General features: G+C 49.3%; 13 protein-coding genes and 2 pseudogenes. 5 read left to right on the top strand and 10 right to left on the bottom strand.

Annotated features, from left to right (window positions below; translation table 11 throughout):
* Position 1 precedes the first annotated feature (1 nt).
* Positions 2-247 carry a 4-oxalocrotonate tautomerase family protein gene (locus tag PCO85_07865; GenBank protein WJV56032.1) on the top strand — a complete coding sequence of 82 codons (246 nt, stop codon included), beginning with the start codon at positions 2-4 and terminating at the stop codon, positions 245-247.
* A gap of 168 nt (positions 248-415) precedes the next feature.
* On the opposite strand, the pseudogene fsa reads toward PCO85_07865, so the two are convergent.
* A pseudogene (gene fsa, locus PCO85_07860) lies at positions 416-1,079 on the bottom strand (fructose-6-phosphate aldolase).
* Between the two features lie 142 nt (positions 1,080-1,221).
* Here fsa and PCO85_07855 point away from each other — a divergent pair.
* Together PCO85_07855 and PCO85_07850 are read left to right on the top strand one after the other, a co-directional pair.
* Positions 1,222-2,121, top strand: coding sequence for a glycyl-radical enzyme activating protein (locus PCO85_07855; GenBank protein WJV55305.1), 900 nt, complete (start codon positions 1,222-1,224; stop codon positions 2,119-2,121).
* 4 nt (positions 2,122-2,125) lie between these two features.
* Positions 2,126-4,558, top strand: coding sequence for a formate C-acetyltransferase/glycerol dehydratase family glycyl radical enzyme (locus PCO85_07850; protein ID WJV56031.1), 2,433 nt, complete (start codon positions 2,126-2,128; stop codon positions 4,556-4,558).
* 88 nt (positions 4,559-4,646) lie between these two features.
* Here the strand turns inward: PCO85_07850 and PCO85_07845 are convergent, their stop codons facing one another.
* From PCO85_07845 to PCO85_07805, 9 genes and pseudogenes are all read right to left on the bottom strand, one after another.
* Positions 4,647-5,411, bottom strand: a complete 765-nt coding sequence (locus tag PCO85_07845) for a DNA-binding transcriptional regulator YciT (GenBank protein ID WJV55304.1) — start codon at positions 5,409-5,411, stop codon at positions 4,647-4,649.
* A gap of 144 nt (positions 5,412-5,555) precedes the next feature.
* A complete protein-coding gene (locus PCO85_07840; GenBank protein WJV55303.1) occupies positions 5,556-6,524 on the bottom strand; it encodes a chemotaxis protein in 969 nt (322 codons plus the stop codon).
* Between the two features lie 414 nt (positions 6,525-6,938).
* Positions 6,939-8,753, bottom strand: coding sequence for an ABC transporter ATP-binding protein (locus PCO85_07835; GenBank protein WJV55302.1), 1,815 nt, complete (start codon positions 8,751-8,753; stop codon positions 6,939-6,941).
* A gap of 3 nt (positions 8,754-8,756) precedes the next feature.
* Positions 8,757-9,674, bottom strand: a complete 918-nt coding sequence (locus PCO85_07830; GenBank protein WJV55301.1) for an ABC transporter permease — start codon at positions 9,672-9,674, stop codon at positions 8,757-8,759.
* A 2-nt stretch (positions 9,675-9,676) separates the two neighbouring features.
* Positions 9,677-10,648 carry an ABC transporter permease gene (locus tag PCO85_07825; protein ID WJV55300.1) on the bottom strand — a complete coding sequence of 324 codons (972 nt, stop codon included), beginning with the start codon at positions 10,646-10,648 and terminating at the stop codon, positions 9,677-9,679.
* Between the two features lie 18 nt (positions 10,649-10,666).
* On the bottom strand, positions 10,667-11,617 hold the full coding sequence (locus tag PCO85_07820; GenBank protein ID WJV55299.1) for a nucleoside hydrolase: 951 nt from the start codon (positions 11,615-11,617) through the stop codon (positions 10,667-10,669).
* The gene (locus PCO85_07815; protein ID WJV55298.1) at positions 11,614-12,567 is read right to left on the bottom strand and encodes a nucleoside hydrolase; all 954 of its coding nucleotides are present in this window, start codon (positions 12,565-12,567) and stop codon (positions 11,614-11,616) included. Before PCO85_07815 ends, PCO85_07820 begins: the two co-directional genes overlap by 4 nt.
* Positions 12,564-13,448 (bottom strand): dihydrodipicolinate synthase family protein, encoded by an 885-nt coding sequence (locus PCO85_07810; protein WJV55297.1) that lies wholly within the window; start codon positions 13,446-13,448, stop codon positions 12,564-12,566. The genes PCO85_07815 and PCO85_07810 overlap by 4 nt, the downstream gene beginning before the upstream one ends.
* Before the next feature lie 51 nt (positions 13,449-13,499).
* Positions 13,500-15,063 (bottom strand): annotated as a pseudogene (locus PCO85_07805) (ABC transporter substrate-binding protein).
* Between the two features lie 152 nt (positions 15,064-15,215).
* Between PCO85_07805 and PCO85_07800 the strand changes: the two are divergent.
* Together PCO85_07800 and PCO85_07795 are read left to right on the top strand one after the other, a co-directional pair.
* A complete protein-coding gene (locus tag PCO85_07800) occupies positions 15,216-16,100 on the top strand; it encodes a LysR family transcriptional regulator (protein ID WJV55296.1) in 885 nt (294 codons plus the stop codon).
* Positions 16,101-16,535: 435 nt separating this feature from the next.
* Positions 16,536-17,228 (top strand): EAL domain-containing protein, encoded by a 693-nt coding sequence (locus tag PCO85_07795; protein ID WJV55295.1) that lies wholly within the window; start codon positions 16,536-16,538, stop codon positions 17,226-17,228.
* The last annotated feature ends 310 nt before the right edge of the window (positions 17,229-17,538 follow it).

Here is a 17,538-nt window from a genome sequence, read left to right as displayed (position 1 = left end):
CATTTTCACACAATTCCATCACTACTCTGGTTACGGAGATACCATGCCCTACGTTAATATCAAAATCACCAATGAAGGCGTCACTGCCGAGCAAAAACGCCAGCTAATAGAAGGCGCGACTAAACTGCTGGTGGATATACTGAACAAAAACCCTAAAACCACTGTGGTGGTCATCGACGAAGTCGAGACAGATAACTGGGGGATCGGGGGTATATCCGTCACCGAACGCCGCAAGGCAAATCAGTAACCACATTCGTATTCTTATTGAGACAAACCAAGGGGAAAAGTGATGAGCACCCTTCCCTTTGGTTCAATACTCGTCATCTTTCAAATTTCACATCGCAAGTGTATTGGTTTTGTACACATATACGGAACTTGCCTTACCGTTCACCTACCTCATTTTTTTTCTCAGAATTCATAACGTTAACGTTCCAAAAGCACCTAGCCAGTCTTTTTCAAATTTTTCAACTGCGGCCTCTACCGCTGGCATTGAAATGAACTGTTCCGCAACGTCAGGAGGCAAAGTGATACATTGACAGCCCGCCAGCAAACACGCCATCACCTGACGCGCCGTTTTAAAACTGGCAGCCAGTATCCTGGAATCCGGCGCATGTAAAGAAAGCAATTGCTGAAGATCTTTGACCATCTGAATACCATCGCCACCTTGTGCGTCCAGACGATTGACATAAGGAGCGACATACTCCGCCCCCGCCAGTGCAGACAAGAGCCCCTGACCGGCGCCATATACGGCGGTCCCCAAAGTTGGAATATCTTCTGATTTCAAAATCTTAATTGCTGCCAGTCCTTCTCTTGTCACCGGGACTTTGATAACGACATCGTCAATGATGCAACGTAATTGCCGAGCATGATTGACCATCCCTTCCGCCGTCGTGGCCAACACCTGGGCAAACAGACGGCCTTTTCCCCCCCAACGCCTCTTTTAACTCAGGTAGCAGGACATCAATCGGCTTCCCGGCATGTGCAACAATACTCGGATTGGTTGTGACACCGGCCAGTGGGAATACGCGTGCCAGACGCTGTACTGCCGCCACATCAGCAGTATCGAGATAAAGTTCCATCGTAGTTTCCTCACAAAGTGTGATATTTCTCATATTTTGCCAGTATAGCGATTAGAACCGGTTTCTTTGTTGATAGAAATCAATATAGGTTTCTTTCGAAACACATTAAATCTTCATATGAAGAATTCAGTGGGTTGATTTTATGATCTTCAACATTCAGCGATATTCAACACACGATGGCCCTGGCATCCGTACCGTTGTTTTTTTGAAAGGGTGTGCGTTGAGATGTCGATGGTGTCAAAACCCGGAAAGCTATTCTCAAACTCAGGATGTGTTATTCGATGCCAGATTATGCCTGGAAGGGTGTGAACTGTGCCATCAAGCTGCACCGGATGTGATTACCAGAACAGCACAGGGCCTGGTCATCGAACGCCAGAAACTCCGACCGGAACATTATCGCGTTTTGCAAGACTGCTGTCCGACACTTGCCCTAACGCTGTGTGGCGAAGACATGGATGTTGAGCAGATTATGGCGATAGTAGTGCGGGATAAACCGTTTTACGCCCGCAGCCAGGGCGGCGTTACCCTGTCCGGTGGTGAACCGTTCATCAATCCACAACTGGCAGAAGCGCTACTCCGAAAAAGTCATGAGCAGGGTATACATACTGCGGTCGAGACCTGTTTGCATGTGCCCTGGCATTACATTGAACCCGCCTTGCCCTGGATAGATCTGTTCCTGGCAGATCTTAAACATGTGGACGCGACGGTGTTTAAAGCATGGACCGGGGGTAGTGCCAAACGCGTGCTGGACAACTTGCGTCGCGTTGCCGCCGCCAACCAGAAAATGATTATTCGGGTTCCATTAATTCCTGGCTTTAATGCCGACAAAAAATCAATCCGGGCGATTACGAATTTCGCCGCAGATGAACTGAATGTAAAAGACATCCATTTTCTGCCTTACCACACCCTGGGGATGAACAAATACGTTTTACTCAATCAACCCTATTTGGCCCCGCAGAAACCCTTTGATGATCCACAACTGCTTGATTTCGCAAGATCATATGCTCAGCAAAAAGGTCTGACGGCCACACTAAGAGGATAAGATGATGACTACCCTGAAACTGGATATTCTCGGTGAACGCATTAAAGCGCATAAAGATGCACTGGTTCATATTGTAAAACCATCGGTATGTACCGAGCGAGCACAGCACTACACCACTGTCTATCAATCCAACATGGATAAGCCACTTCCGGTTCGCCGGGCATTGGCGTTGGCCTACCACCTGACTCACCGTACTATCTGGATTCAACATGATGAATTAATTGTTGGCAACCAGGCGAGTGAAGTTCGCGCGGCCCCTATTTTCCCGGAATACACCGTCAGTTGGATTGAAAAAGAAATTGATGAACTGTCCGAACGTCCGGGAGCTGGCTTTTCCGTCAGCGATGAAAATAAACACCTATTGCATCTGATTTGTCACTGGTGGCGTGGGCAAACCGTTCAGGATCGCTGCTACGGCATGTTCACCACCGAACAAAAAGCGTTGTTGGAGGCCGGTATAATCAAAGCGGAAGGCAACATGACCTCCGGTGACGCCCATCTTGCCGTCGATTATGCCTTACTGCTGGAAAAGGGTCTGGATGGGTTGCGTGACACGGTAAGCGAACGTCGTTCCCGTATCGATCTGACCGTGCTGGAAGATGTGCACGGAGCACAATTTCTGAAAGCGATTGATATCACACTCCAGGCGGTAAGCCAGCATATTGAACGTTACGCTGATCTGGCGCGCGGTATGGCAAAGAAAGAGCCTCGTGCCAGCCGCCGGGAAGAGCTACTGATCATCGCGGGAAACTGCGACCAGGTTGCTCATAAACCACCGGAAACCTTCTGGCAGGCGTTGCAGCTTTGCTACTTTATCCAGCTTATTCTGCAAATCGAATCGAATGGCCACTCCGTGTCGTTTGGCCGCATGGACCAATATCTCTATCCGTGGTATCGCCGTGATGTAGAACTCAAGCAGACACTGGGTCGCGAGCAGGCGATTGAGATGCTGCAAAGCTGCTGGCTCAAACTACTGGAAGTCAGCAAAATTCGCTCGGGTTCCCACTCTAAAGCGTCAGCAGGGAATCCGCTGTATCAAAACGTGACGATTGGTGGACAGAACCTGATCAACGGTAACGCGGTTGATGCGGTGAACCCGCTTTCTTATGCAATTTTGGAATCCTGTGGTCGTCTGCGCTCGACTCAACCCAATCTCAGCGTTCGCTACCATGCCGGCATGAGTAATGACTTTCTGGACGCCTGTATACAGGTCATCCGCTGTGGCTTCGGGATGCCGGCCTTTAACAATGATGAGATTGTCATTCCCGAATTCATCAAGCTGGGTATTGAACCACAAGATGCTTACCAGTATGCGGCGATCGGTTGTATTGAAACGGCGGTTGGCGGCAAATGGGGATATCGTTGTACCGGGATGAGTTTCATCAACTTTGCACGTGTCATGTTGGCGGCGCTAGAGGGTGGACGCGACGCGACCAGCGGCCAGGTTTTCCTGCCGCAAGAGAAGGCCTTATCCAAGGGTAACTTTGCTCATTTCAGTGAAGTCATGGATGCATGGGATGCTCAGATCCGCTACTACACCAGAAAATCTATCGAGATCGAGTATGTGGTGGATACCATGCTGGAAGAAAATGCGCATGATATCCTCTGTTCCGCACTGGTTGATGATTGTATTGAACGGGCCAAGAGCATTAAACAAGGTGGCGCAAAATATGATTGGGTATCTGGCTTGCAGGTCGGTATTGCCAATTTGGGTAATAGCCTGGCTTCAGTCAAGAAACTGGTATTCGATCAAGGTGTTATCGAGCAGCAAGCATTGGCCAAAGCGCTGGCAACCGACTTTGAAGGCCTGAACAACGAACAATTGCGCCAACGTCTGCTCAATACAGCACCCAAATACGGTAACGACGATGATGATGTTGATCTGTTGCTGGTTCGTGCTTATCAGACCTACATTGATGAAATAAAGCATTACCATAACCCACGTTATGGGCGAGGTCCGATTGGTGGTAATTATTACGCGGGAACATCCTCCATTTCCGCGAACGTCCCTTTCGGTGCCGCCACCATGGCAACGCCTGACGGACGTAAAGCAAGAACCCCTCTGGCAGAAGGTGCCAGCCCCGCGTCCGGTACCGACCATCTGGGGCCAACCGCCGTGATCAGTTCGGTAGGAAAATTACCCACCGGCTCAATTCTGGGGGGCGTATTACTCAATCAGAAGCTAAACCCTGCCACACTGGATAACATCAACGACCGGCAGAAACTGATGGCACTACTGCGTACCTTCTTTGAAGACCATAAAGGTTGGCATATTCAGTACAATATTGTTTCTCGGGAGACGTTGCTCGACGCCAAAAAACATCCTCAGCTTCATCGGGATTTGGTGGTGCGCGTTGCCGGTTATTCCGCGTTCTTCACCGCACTTTCCCCCGATACTCAGGACGATATTATCGCTCGTACCGAACATACCCTGTAATCAATACGACTCAGGATTTAGCTACTTGTCGGTTGTGATAAAAGGTGAGAGTAGCCACTGGCGAGTGGCTACCTGACAACAGGAGAACTCACATATTCTGCGGCAAGGGCTCAGGCACAATGTCCAGCTGGATATTCTGCTCTTTCAGATGCCGCTGATAATCAGGCGAGAGTCCGCTGTCGGTGATGACTCTGGAAAAGTGATGTTCAAGGGAAAGGGGATAAGGGTGAATAAGCCCAAACTTTGAGGAATCCGTCAGCGCGATATTCTCGACGCCCTTTGCCAGCACTGCGCTCACCACATCGCTACGCATCATATTACGGCTGGTAAACCCGGTATCGTCGTGATAGCCATCAATACCAATGAATGCCTTATGGAAATGCACCTGCTGGATACAAGAACGGGTTAACGGACCAACCACAGATTCACTGCTTTTCTGATACAACCCACCAAGAATAATCACTGAACAATCAGTGTCTTTGAGAAGATGGGCGATATAATAGCTGACCGTTACAATCGTCACACGTCGACTATCGGCCAGGCAGCGCGCCAGCAAGGCATTAGTACTGCCACCTTCAATAAATACCGACTCTCCATCGCTGATAATTGAAGCGGCATAGTCAGCAAGAGATTGTTTTAACCGATAACGTGTGCACATGCGGGCACTCACGTCATCACTGTCAATGGCGACGGCGGCACCATGAACACGTTTGAGATAGCGCTCCCGTTCCAGGATAGTCAAATCCTGACGGACCGTCACTTCTGATACGCCAGTGACCTGCGCCAGCTCACTGACACTAACGTTACCGCGCTCGTTAACCAATTGAATGATGTGCTGCTGGCGTGAATTCATACGCAATGGCTTTTTTGATTAAGTATCGAGACAGTGTATCAAAAAAGTCGCCTACGGTCAGAGAGGCTCGGGGGTAAAGAACAGAGGTTGCGTCAAGGTCCGTACATCGTTTGCCAGCAGCACGATGTACGGACGAATGCGAAATTAGCCGGGGTTCACTTCATCAAGCACGTTGTGGATCGCCGTTGCCAGCTCGTTCACCTCGAATTTTGCCACATACGCATTAGCACCCACATTGCGAACATGCTCTTCATTGGCGCTGCCAGACAACGAAGAGTGGATAATAACCGGGATTTTCTTTAGAAAATCATCACGTTTAATATTCCGTGTCAGAGTGAAACCATCCATCTCAGGCATTTCCAAATCGGTTAGCACAAACGCGATTTTATCCGAAATCGGCTTACCTTCGGCTTGTGCCTCTTGGGCCATCAATTTTATTTTATTCCAGGCTTCCAGCCCGGTGACATGCATGATGAAGGGAATCGACATGATGTTTAAACCCTGTTCGAGCATCACGCGAGCGACTTTCGAATCTTCAGCCACAATGGCGACCGCCCCTGGCTTTAGGTGAAACGTCTTCGCTTCCACGCTCTCGATCTGCATCTCGCGAGCAGTGGGTATGATGTCATGCAGAATCTGTTCGACATCCAGCACCAACGCCAGACGGTTACTCTCCTTATCCTGGTCAAGACGAGCGATACTCGTAATGTAGCTGCTACTGACACTCGGCTCGGCTGCAAGCACCTGGCTCCAGTCAAGACGAACAATATCGTCAACGGATTCCACCGCAAACGCCTGGGTACTACGCGCATACTCCGTCACCAGAATGATATTGAGCCCGGTACGTGGCACACACCCGACGACGGCAGGGAGATCAATAACGGGGATAACTTGCCCACGAATATCAACCATGCCAAGCAGCGGCGATTTCATACCAGCAGCCTTGGTCAACGATGGCATTGGAACAATTTCCCGGAGCTTAAACACATTGATACCGAACAACTCAGACGGTTCTTCAGGTGAGGCCGACCCCACCTGGAACAATAACAATTCAAACTTATTAGATGAGGTGAGATTGGTTCTCTCCTCAATCTCTTTTTGAAAATTATCCATATTTGCCTCAATGTGAGTACTTAATTAATGTACGGTAACAACGTGATATGAGTGATACAGGTAACATCCAGCTCCCCCACTGTACGCAATACTTTCATTCAAATCACGTTGACATATTATCCACCGCAAAAAATAAAATATGTGTTCCACATCCTCTGCTACATATTCTTGTTACCAATAGCATAACCCAGCGGACTGATATCCATTCTTTTTTAAACCAAAAGCGCTGACGCCACCGCATGGGCATTGTCCATCCGTCACCATACCGCCACCAAAAGCGGGTCGGAAGCGCTCAACAATACATAGGGATAAATATGATGGTATGTCTGCGGGAAATGAATAGTCTGAAATAACGCACCCTCTGAGATAATAGGGAATCACAGCGCGGCGATCGAGATGATTAACACAACCGGCTTACTCCTGTACCCAGTGCCCATCTTCATACTGATGATAACGTCGTTCGGGCGGACAATAATCCGCCGGTCGCAGTGGGCTGGTCAGCTCTTCTTCGAATAGCGAACGTTTAACCCGTTTTTCAGGATCGGGAACCGGCACGGCGGCCAACAAACGGCGAGTATAGGGATGTTGCGGATTATCAAAAATTGCCTGCCGTGAACCGATCTCGACGATTTCCCCCTGATACATCACCGCGACCCGGTGGCTGATACGTTCGACAACCGCCATATCATGAGAAATAAACAGATAAGCCAACCCCAACTGTTGTTGAAGATCGAGCATCAAATTAATGATTTGCGCTTTCACCGTCATATCCAATGCGGAAACCGACTCATCGGCAATGATCACTTTCGGGTTCAACGCCAATGCACGGGCGATACAAATTCGCTGGCGCTGTCCCCCGGAAAACTGATGAGGGAAACGTTCACCCATATCAGCGCGCAGTCCGACTTTTTTCAATAAGTCGGCCACACTTCTCTTTGCCTGTTCGGGTTTGATGATGCCATGAGTGATCATCGGTTCGGCTATTGCCTCGCCAATACGCAGACGCGGATTCAGACTTTCATAAGGATCCTGAAATATCATTTGCACCTGCATGCGCAATCGTGCCAATTCACTGCTATCTGCCGCCAGCATATCTTTTCCGTTAATAGACACCGTGCCGCCACACGGCGATGTTAAACGCAGAATAGAACGCCCGGTAGTTGATTTACCACAGCCAGACTCGCCTACCAGCGACAGCGTTTCTCCTGGAAACAGTTGGAAAGAGACATTTTCAACGGCGTGTACGCGTCCGGTAACGCGTTTCAGCCAACCCGATCTCACCTCAAATCGCGTCACCAAATCCTTTACCGCCAATATCGGCTCACCATGTTGCACGGTATCGGTAATCTGATCTTCAGTGATATTTTGCAAATCTGGTATCGCGGGCTGATCGGGATCAACCAGCGCAAAGCGCTGCGGTAAGCGCGTACCGGCCATAGCGCCCAGCCGTGGCACAGCGGAAAACAGTATCTTGCTGTATGTATGTTGCGGTTGCCGGAACAGCTGCCGGGTGTCAGCCATCTCCACCCCTTCGCCCCGATACATCACCATGGTTCTATCTGCCACTTCCGCCACCACACTCATGTCATGCGTGATGAACAGAATCGACATGCCGGAATCTTCCTGTAGGGTTTTAATCAGTGACAGAATCTGCGCCTGAATCGTCACATCCAGTGCGGTCGTCGGTTCATCGACAATCAGCAGTTTAGGCTGGCACGCCAACGCGATAGCGATCACGACTCGCTGGCGCATCCCGCCGGAAAAACTGAGCGGATACTCGTTAAGCCGCGACTTCGCCGCCGGAATTCGCACCTTCTCCAGCAACCGAACCGCTTCCGCCTGCGCACTGGCTCGGTCCATGCCACGATGGCGTCTCAACACTTCGGTAATCTGTGTACCAATCTTCAACACCGGATTAAGGCTGGTCATCGGTTCCTGAAAGACCATCCCAATATGGTTACCGCGAATTCGCTGCATGGCGGATGCAGGCAGGGACAATAACGCCTGTCCGTCAAACTGAATGCTACCACTGACGCTGACCTGTGGACCGGCCAGCAGCCGCATGATCGACATGGCGGTCACGCTTTTACCGGAGCCTGATTCGCCCACCAGCGCCACAGTCTCACCTGACGCGATATCAAACGACAGATCGCGCACTACATTCATCCATTCGCCGTTGACGCGAAATGCCGTATTGAGTTGTTTAACGCTAAGCACCGGCTGGCTCACGCCCTACTCCTCATTTCTTGTATTTAATATGTCGCGCAGGGCATCACCAATCAGGTTGATGGAGACAATCAGCAACAGCAGCATGATTCCGGGGAACAGACTAATCCAATAATCGCCCGACATTAAATAGTCGAAACCGTTGGCAATCAGTAACCCTAATGAAGGCTCGGTGATCGGCAGACCAATGCCCAGAAACGACAGTGTGGCTTCCAGCATAATGGCATAGGCAATCCGCATGGTAGCCACCACGATCAGCGGTGGCAGGCAGTTAGGCAGCATGTGATGAAACAGAATACGGCGATCCGACAACGCCATCCCGCGGGCGGCATCAACATAACTGCGTCTACTTTCAATCAGCGCGGAACCGCGAATGGTGCGCGCGTAATACGCCCATTGGGTAATCACCAGCGCCAGAATGATTTTATCCACCCCTTGCCCAAAAACGGCCAGTAGAATCAGGGCAATCAGAATCGGCGGGAAACTCAACTGGATATCCACGATCCGCATCATTAACGCATCGGTTTTTCCGCCATGCCAGGCGCTGAACATTCCAACCGTCATTCCAATCAGCAGGGCAACGACCGCGCTGCTCACGCCGACAATCAGGCTGGTCCGCGTGCCGTAAAGAATGGCACTCAGCAGATCTCGTCCCTGATCGTCGGTACCCAACCAATAGATCAGCCCCGCCGGACTCTGTGAGCCGGGCGGCAGACGATTATCCATGATCTCCAACTGGGCAAGGTCGTAAGGATTCTGTGGTGAGATATAAGGTGCCAACACGGCCAGAAGAACGATGACCGAGAGTAATACCACCCCCATTAACGATAGACGGTTACTGATCAGCGCATGCAGTGTGCGGATAAAGGCCGACCGTGTCTCCACAACATGCTGGGTAGTAGAGTGGACTGAATGGTCTGACACGTTTAGCGCCCTCCCAGCCGGATACGCGGATCGACCACCGCATACAGCACATCGACCAGTAAATTAATCAGACTGAACATGACCACGGTCATCATCAGGTAAGCCAGAATCACCGGTCGGTCAAGCACCGCGATGGAGTCAATAATCAGCTTACCCATGCCCGGCCACGCATAGATGGTTTCTGTCACCACCGCGAAAGCAATCAGCGACCCCAGTTCAAGACCAATCACCGTAATAAGCGGAATCAGCGTATTTTTCAACACGTGGACAAATAGGATGCGCGTATCAGACAGCCCTTTGGCGCGGGCAAAACGCACATAGTCTTGTTGCAGACACTCCAGCACACCAGCGCGAGTCAGACGGATAATCAGCGAAATTTTGAACAACGCCAGATTGAGTGCTGGCAGAATCAGGTGCCGCCAGCCATCAATGGTCAACAGACTTGTCGGTATGCCAAATACCTCTACCGTCGCCCCCCGGCCAGAAGACGGCAATATTCCCAGCTTAACGCTGAACAACATGACCATCATCATACCGATCCAGAAAGTAGGCAGGCTGAAACCAAGAATAGAAAACGTCATCACCGATTTAGCCGCCAGACTGTCTGGCCGCAACCCGGCAAATACCCCCAGAGGAATTCCCACCACCAACGCCATCAGAAAAGCGACCAACGCCAGTTCCAGTGTCGCAGGCATGCGCTGCAAAATAAGATGCAGCGCCGGCTGATTAAAAATATAGGAATTACCCAGATTGCCATGCAGTGCATTGACCACAAACAGCGCGTACTGTTGCCATAACGATTTATCCAACCCGAAGGCGTGAATAACCGCATCGCGCTCCGCTGGCGTCGCATTGCTGCCCAGTAATAAATCAATGGGGTTGCCAACCAGATAGATTCCGCCAAATACCAGCACCGACATCACAACCAACGTTATCAGCGTTTGTGCCAGACGGTTAAGTAAGAAAGCGGTCATGCGATAGCGGCCCTTGTGTTATCCCTGATGATAGCCGTAGTGGCTTAGTACCCTCGTCAATAGTGCCATAAATTTCGCCTCATCGACGGATTGCATCACCGTTGCATTAGGAGCAGTCGGTAACTTGCCATAAAAATCCGCCCAGGTATGACCGGCGGTTTCCCCGGTAACGGCCACGCCGATGGTCGCCGACCTGCCGGCAAACAGCGTCGGTTGCAGTAACCAGGCAATCACCGTGGCGTCATGAATCGGCCCACCCTCGCGCCCCAAGCGACCAATATCACTGCGGTCAAAAGCAGCCAGCAAGTTTGCAATCGCTTGCCCCGGTTGCCCGGCGGTTTGCTGCAAAGTAGTGATCTCTTTCTGGGTGATCAGCGCTTGAAATGTCATATCAAGCGGCATCACGACCAGCGGTATACCGCTGGAAAACACCCGCTGCGCGGCATGAGGATCAGCATAAACATTGAATTCAGCCCACGGAACACGGTGCCCTAGTGCAGTAAACGCACAACTCATGGTAACAATCTGGCCAATGCCTTTCGCTACGTCCGGATGCTGAATCAACGCCAGCGCCAGATTAGTCATTGGCCCGATGGCACAAAATGTAATCGGATCATTATCCGCCGCCGCCTGACGTGCAGTCCGTACAATAAAATCAACAGCATGCTCTGACTGCACCGCGTAAGATGCGTCAGGCACCAGATCGTCACTGAATGCACCGATCGCCGCATATTTGCCATACCGTTGCGGACCGATCAGCGGCCCGTGGCTACCGGCATAAATCGCTACACCCTGACGGCCTGAAAGGCTCACAATTTTCGTCGCATTGGTCACCGCATCATGGAGCGGCACATTACCAGCCACCACCGTAATACCCAACACGTCCAACTGTGGAGACGCCAGTGCCAACCATAGTGCAATCGCGTCATCCACGCCTGGATCGGTATCAATAATAATGCGACGTGTCATAGGCCGGTCCCATACACAGAAAATAACTGACAAAACAACTGAAATACCTGTTCTGTATCCACACCAGTAACGATATCCACATTCGCGGTCTGACCCGATTTATTGTACAGATCAGCAATGGTTTGCCCCATGCATAGCTCACTCTGATACTCAATAAACACCCTGGCCCGTTCAGTCCGAAACAGATCAGGGCGCAGCACCCAGGCAATCACCAGCGGATCGTGGAGCGGCCCGCCGCGTGAACCATAGCGGCGGACATCATTACGATCCCAGAAAGCCATCAAATTCCCCAACGGCGCACTGATTCGCCCGGCCTGTGCGACCAGTTGCGTCACCCGTTCCGGCGTTAATATCACCTGATGGGTAGCATCCAGCGGTAATACGGTGATCGGGAGTGTCTGAGAAAAAACAATATGTGCCGCATGCGGATCAGCAAACATATTGAATTCGGATGTCATGGTACGATTGCCTGCTTCACGGTAGGCGCCGCCCATCAACACGATACGCTCAATTCCCGACACAATATCGGGTGCAATACGGAGCGCAGAGGCAATGTTGGTTAACGGCCCTAACGCACAAAGCGTGATCCGTTCGCCCGAGATAACGGCCGCACGACAGCTATCAATCAAGAAACCGACCGCATGCTGTGTTTTCACCTGTAGTCGCGGGGTGGGAAACGGACAATTGCCCAATCCGCTTTCACCATGAAACCGCCCGTGAATCGGTGCACGTAGTATGGGTTGCCAGCAACCGGCGAACACCGGTATGTCTTCACGCTGGCCGAGTTCAACAATCTGTAATGCATTGCGCGCGGTGTGGATTACCGGCTGATTGCCATTGACCACTGTGATACCGAGAATGTCGAGCTGAGGGGCGACAAAAGCGCTGAGCAGCGCGATGGCATCATCAATACCGGGATCGCAATCAATAATGATAGGAATTTGACTCATAAAGCACCAACTGTATGCAATACAGCGGTGATTTCTTGTCTGGCCTGATCGTTCAACGGCTGCTGTGGCGGTATCGGATTACCAACGGCAAAACCCTGTAGTTCCAGCGCAGCTTTGATACAGGCGGCAATAGTGTATTTGGCAAAAATTTCATTAACGCACCACAGCGGACGCTGTAGATCCATCGCCTGCTGCCAGTCACCACGTTTGGCAGCGTCGTACAGCGCCAGGCTCTGTTTAGGTACGATACACGCCGGTCCCGCCATCCACCCTACCCCGCCAATTAACATGACACAGGCTGGAATATGTGCCGACGCGGCAAAAACCCGCATCCGCCCCTGCGTTCGTTCTATGATTGATAGTAACCGCCCAGTGTTGGTCGAGGCATCCTTAATGTAGTTGATATTGCCAACATGACTGAGGCGCTCGATCACCGGCAGACTTAAGTCGGCACGCTGAAATTGTGGATTGGTGTACAATACCACTGGTTTTTGCTGTGCTGCCTGTGCGATAGCGCGGAAATAGCCTTCAATCCCGGCATCAGTCACCGGGAAATAGGCTTCCAAAATCGCCAAAATGCCATCAACTCCAAGCCGGACATACGTTTGCGTTTGCTCCACCGCCTCCTGAACCGCGGTAGCGGCGACGCCGGCAATAACCGGTACTCGCCCCCGCGCAGCATTCACTACGGTACTGACTACATCAAAACGCTGCCTGGTGTTCAGATAAGCAAACTCTCCCGTGCTGCCCAGCGGAACAAGACCGTGCACACCGCTGGCAATCAAGTGTTCCACCAGATCGATCAGCACGGCCTTGTCAACGCTGCCATCAGCGTTCACCGGCGAAACCAAATAGGAATAAACGCCGCTAAATTCCTTCATTTTCTTACTCTTATTAGATAAAACCCTGGTGTTAACGCAAAAAATCACACACTACATATTTTCTTTTTTATGTACAAAATAGGGCAATGTATAGCCGTCTGTGCGGCCGGAATAGCTATATCCTTTCTTCATTGCCCAGGTATTGGACAGAAACAGTAACGGGATAACCCCCTGCTCTTTCATGGCCAAATCGGTTGCCTGCTGTAGCAGTTTGTCGCGCTTAGTATCGTCGAGCGTAGCGCGCGCCTGATTCAGCAGTTTGTCAAATTCGGGATTGGAATAACGCCCACGGTTACCCTGCCCGGCATTCGGTCCAAAGGTTTCCAACAGCGGGCCGAGCACCCCGGAGGCTTCGCCGGTTTCAATCGCCGCACCGCCCATCACCAGACTGAATTCCCGTTTGGATGCTTTGGCGAAATAGATACTGCCCGGCATGGTCACAACGCTGGTTTTAATCCCAACCTGAGTAAACATCTGCCCCAGCGCCTGAGCGATTTTGGCATCATTGGGGTAACGGTCATTGGAAGCATGGAACGTCAGCGTAAATCCATGCGGATACCCAGCTTCCGCCAGTTTCTTCTTCGCCAGCGTCGGGTTATAAACCGGAGCCGGAATATCTTTTGAATACCCTGGATAACCGGGTGGCACCAACTGAGATGAAACCAGTCCCTGACCATCCAGAATACGTTGCACAATCGCATTACGATTAATGGCTAACGACATCGCCTGACGAACCAGCAGCTTCTTCAGCGGGTTTTTGCCATCATCACCTTTGGCAAACGGTGATACATCGCGGTCCTGATCCGGATGCAGGTACATGATGCGGTTGCCCGGTATCGAAACAGTAGTCAGGTTCTGTTGCCTGATAATGTTGCTTCTGTCAGCGGTAGGAACCTGTTCAATCATGTCAACGTCACCGGACAACAGTGCCGCAACGCGTGCGCTACTGTTTTTAAACACCCGCAGAGTGACTTTCTTCCACTCGGCTTTACCCCCCCAATATTGGTCGTTACGTTGCAAAACCACTTTGTCATCAGGGGTGTAGGAGACAAACTTGAACGGACCGGTCCCAATGACATCTTTGCCACTGTTCAGGACTTCAGTCGGTACATTGACAAAACGCGCAGGCATAATCGCGATGCGGCTTAAATTGTTCAGTAACAGTGCCGTAGGTGTTTTGGTCTTTATTTCTACGGTCAGCGGATCAATAGCTTTGGCGTCAGCAATATCCGCCACATACGGCGTATAGGCACTAGGGCTATTTTTAGCCGCCAACGACACCCGTTTGAAACTGGCAATGACATCTTTAGCGGTCAGCGTGCTGCCATCGTGAAATTTGACGTTAGGCCGCAGCGTAAACCGCCAGGTGGTATCATCAATTTTTTTTCCATGACACCGCCAATGCTGGCGTAATTTGTTGTCTTTCATTCTGATTAACCAACCCGTCAAAAATATTACGGGCCATCGCACTATTGGCGCCCCCTACGTAAAACAGCGGGTCCATAGAGGTGGTGGACGAAGCCAGTCCGATAGTCAAATCCGCAGCTTGAACCATTGGCAGAGGCAGCAGCGGTGCCAGAGCCATCAGGCTGGCAAATAGCGTTGTTCCTTTCATTCTGCATCCTTGTTATTTCCGTCATAATCGCGTTGTGTGACTCATGACAAACTGTACCTGCTCACTTTTTCGAGTGTAAGAGCTGGTAAAAATAATTAAAAATTGTATTTTGTATCGTACTCATAAATAAACGTTATGATTGGTAACATCTTATGCAACGTATCAACCTACGACAAGTCGAAGCATTTCATAAAGTGATCCTTACTGGCGGTATTACGCAAGCGGCCAATATCATGAATATTACGCAGCCAGCAGTGAGCCGTTTGATTAAAGATTTTGAATATTCGGTTAATCTGAAGTTATTCGATAGACATGGGCGAGGACTGGAGCCCCGGGAAGAAGCACTCAAACTTTTTCGTGAAATAGAAAGGCTCTATATGGGCGTAGACCATATCGCTCACATCGCGGATGATATTCGTCACGCCAAAGGCGGCGTGCTGCGTATCGGTGCCGTGTCGGCATTGTCTAACCTATGTACCCGATACATTTTCCCTACCTTGTTGCAGCAACATCCCGACATCTCACTATTTATGGATGTAGAAAGTACCGTGTCCATCACCGATATGGTGATGAGTAGTCAATATGACGTCGGTTTTATCAATGGTACACGGGCTATAAAAGGATTACGGGCAGAATTACTGGGTGTCACTCAAGCAGTGGCAGTGATTTCACCACAACACGAACTTGCCCACGCAGACCAAATCACCCTGGATGATTTGACACGACACCGCGCCATCCTACCCGGGCGTAAAACGGTATTACGCGGACAGTTGGCCAAACTTATCTCGGCGGAAGATCGAGTCCTTCATTGTCCCATAGAGACGTCACTGCGACACTGTTGCGCTATGGCCTCATCCTGTCTGGGAATCGGCATTGTCGATTCCATAACCGCTCACACCAACGAGTCCAATATTCTGATCAAACCGTTTGAACCTAAAATAGATGTGGCCTATCTGGCCATCTTTCCACCCCAAAGTGCGAAAAGTTTACTGGTTGAAGCAATCATTGAAGACATGAAAAAACTCATCACTCTGTAACCTCAATACACCCGTTATAGTAAGTGCCTACTATTAAAAATAGCAGGCCTGATGAGATGGAGATGGGCACGTCTCACGGTCCGTCTGAACAGGCAGGCATTAAATATAATGAAGCTTAGTTTCAGACGATGACTCAGCATGAAAATGGTTGAAATACCCAGACTGGAGAAAACCAAAGGCCACATCATGATCCTTTAGTGCTCGATATCAACAACATCTATTAATAATCTGCCAATAAACCGTAGTTATACTAAGATCATTCACATATCTACCCCAGCCATCAATCCGGCTACTTTTCACTACTTCTCAACGCTATAACCTATCAAATCATAAAAATTGATCGGTCAACTAATCACACTAATCAATCAATACATAGTTATTGATCGTTTTTATAGATTGATCAATAATGCTCAAAACATATCCAAGCAGGAAGCCATGGTGATTATCAATTCAGCCTTAAATAATAAAAAGCGCTATGTCATGGAGCCGATTTATAGTCGCCAGAACGAGCTGTTCGCTATGGAACTGCTCACTCGATTTGATAATAGTCAGAATACAGAAAAATATATTCAGCAAATGAATAGTGCTGAAAAGCAAGCACTATTTGTCAATAAGTTAGAATGCATTGCAGAGAAGAAATCATATTTTATAGATAACAACATACTATTATCTATCGATGTCGACTTCTCAACAGTGGTATTTATACTCCAGGATCTGACCACAAAAAATTTACTGGATAAACTACCGTTCATACGCCTGGAAATAAGTGAAAACTTTCCAAATCTTAATGATGGTAAACATAATCCATTGCTTACAAAACTGCATGAATGTTACCCACTTTGGCTGGGTGATTTTGGCAGTGGGAACGCGAATCTTTATGCTGTCACACAGTCTATATTTGATTATATTAAATTAGATAAGAATTTTTACCAGCAGATAATAAAACATGAAAAGAGCTATATATTGTCAGTCCTGATAGAAAGCATAAAAAAATACTGTTCTGGTGTCATTATTGAAGGCGTACAACATCATTCAGAATATTACTTTTTAGAAGACTGCGAAATAGATGGCATACAAGGCGATATTTATCCTAAATATACGCTAGACGATATCAATACATTGGAATAGTGAACATATCAGCCATAGGATAGATTTTATTTTTTAATTATCTATTCATTGTGCCATCACAGATGGTAAAGTCATAATCCAGAATGGATATGCGGTTTCTATCTTCATTTTTTCAAAACATTAGTTAATTTATGCACTACTACAAAGATATTGTATCTGGGCATAGACTATGCACACAACATAGTCTATCACATAAAGAGTGCCCTCCGTCTTGCCTTAAAAATTGCAACATATCTCATGGGTAATCCCACAAAAATGTTATGTGTTACGAACCGGTTTTTAATCGTTTTATTAGCTGTCGATCTGTAGT

The organism is Prodigiosinella aquatilis, from assembly GCA_030388725.1.
Taxonomy (GTDB): Bacteria; Pseudomonadota; Gammaproteobacteria; order Enterobacterales; family Enterobacteriaceae; genus Prodigiosinella; species Prodigiosinella aquatilis.
This window is presented reverse-complemented; position numbering and strand designations above follow the sequence as displayed.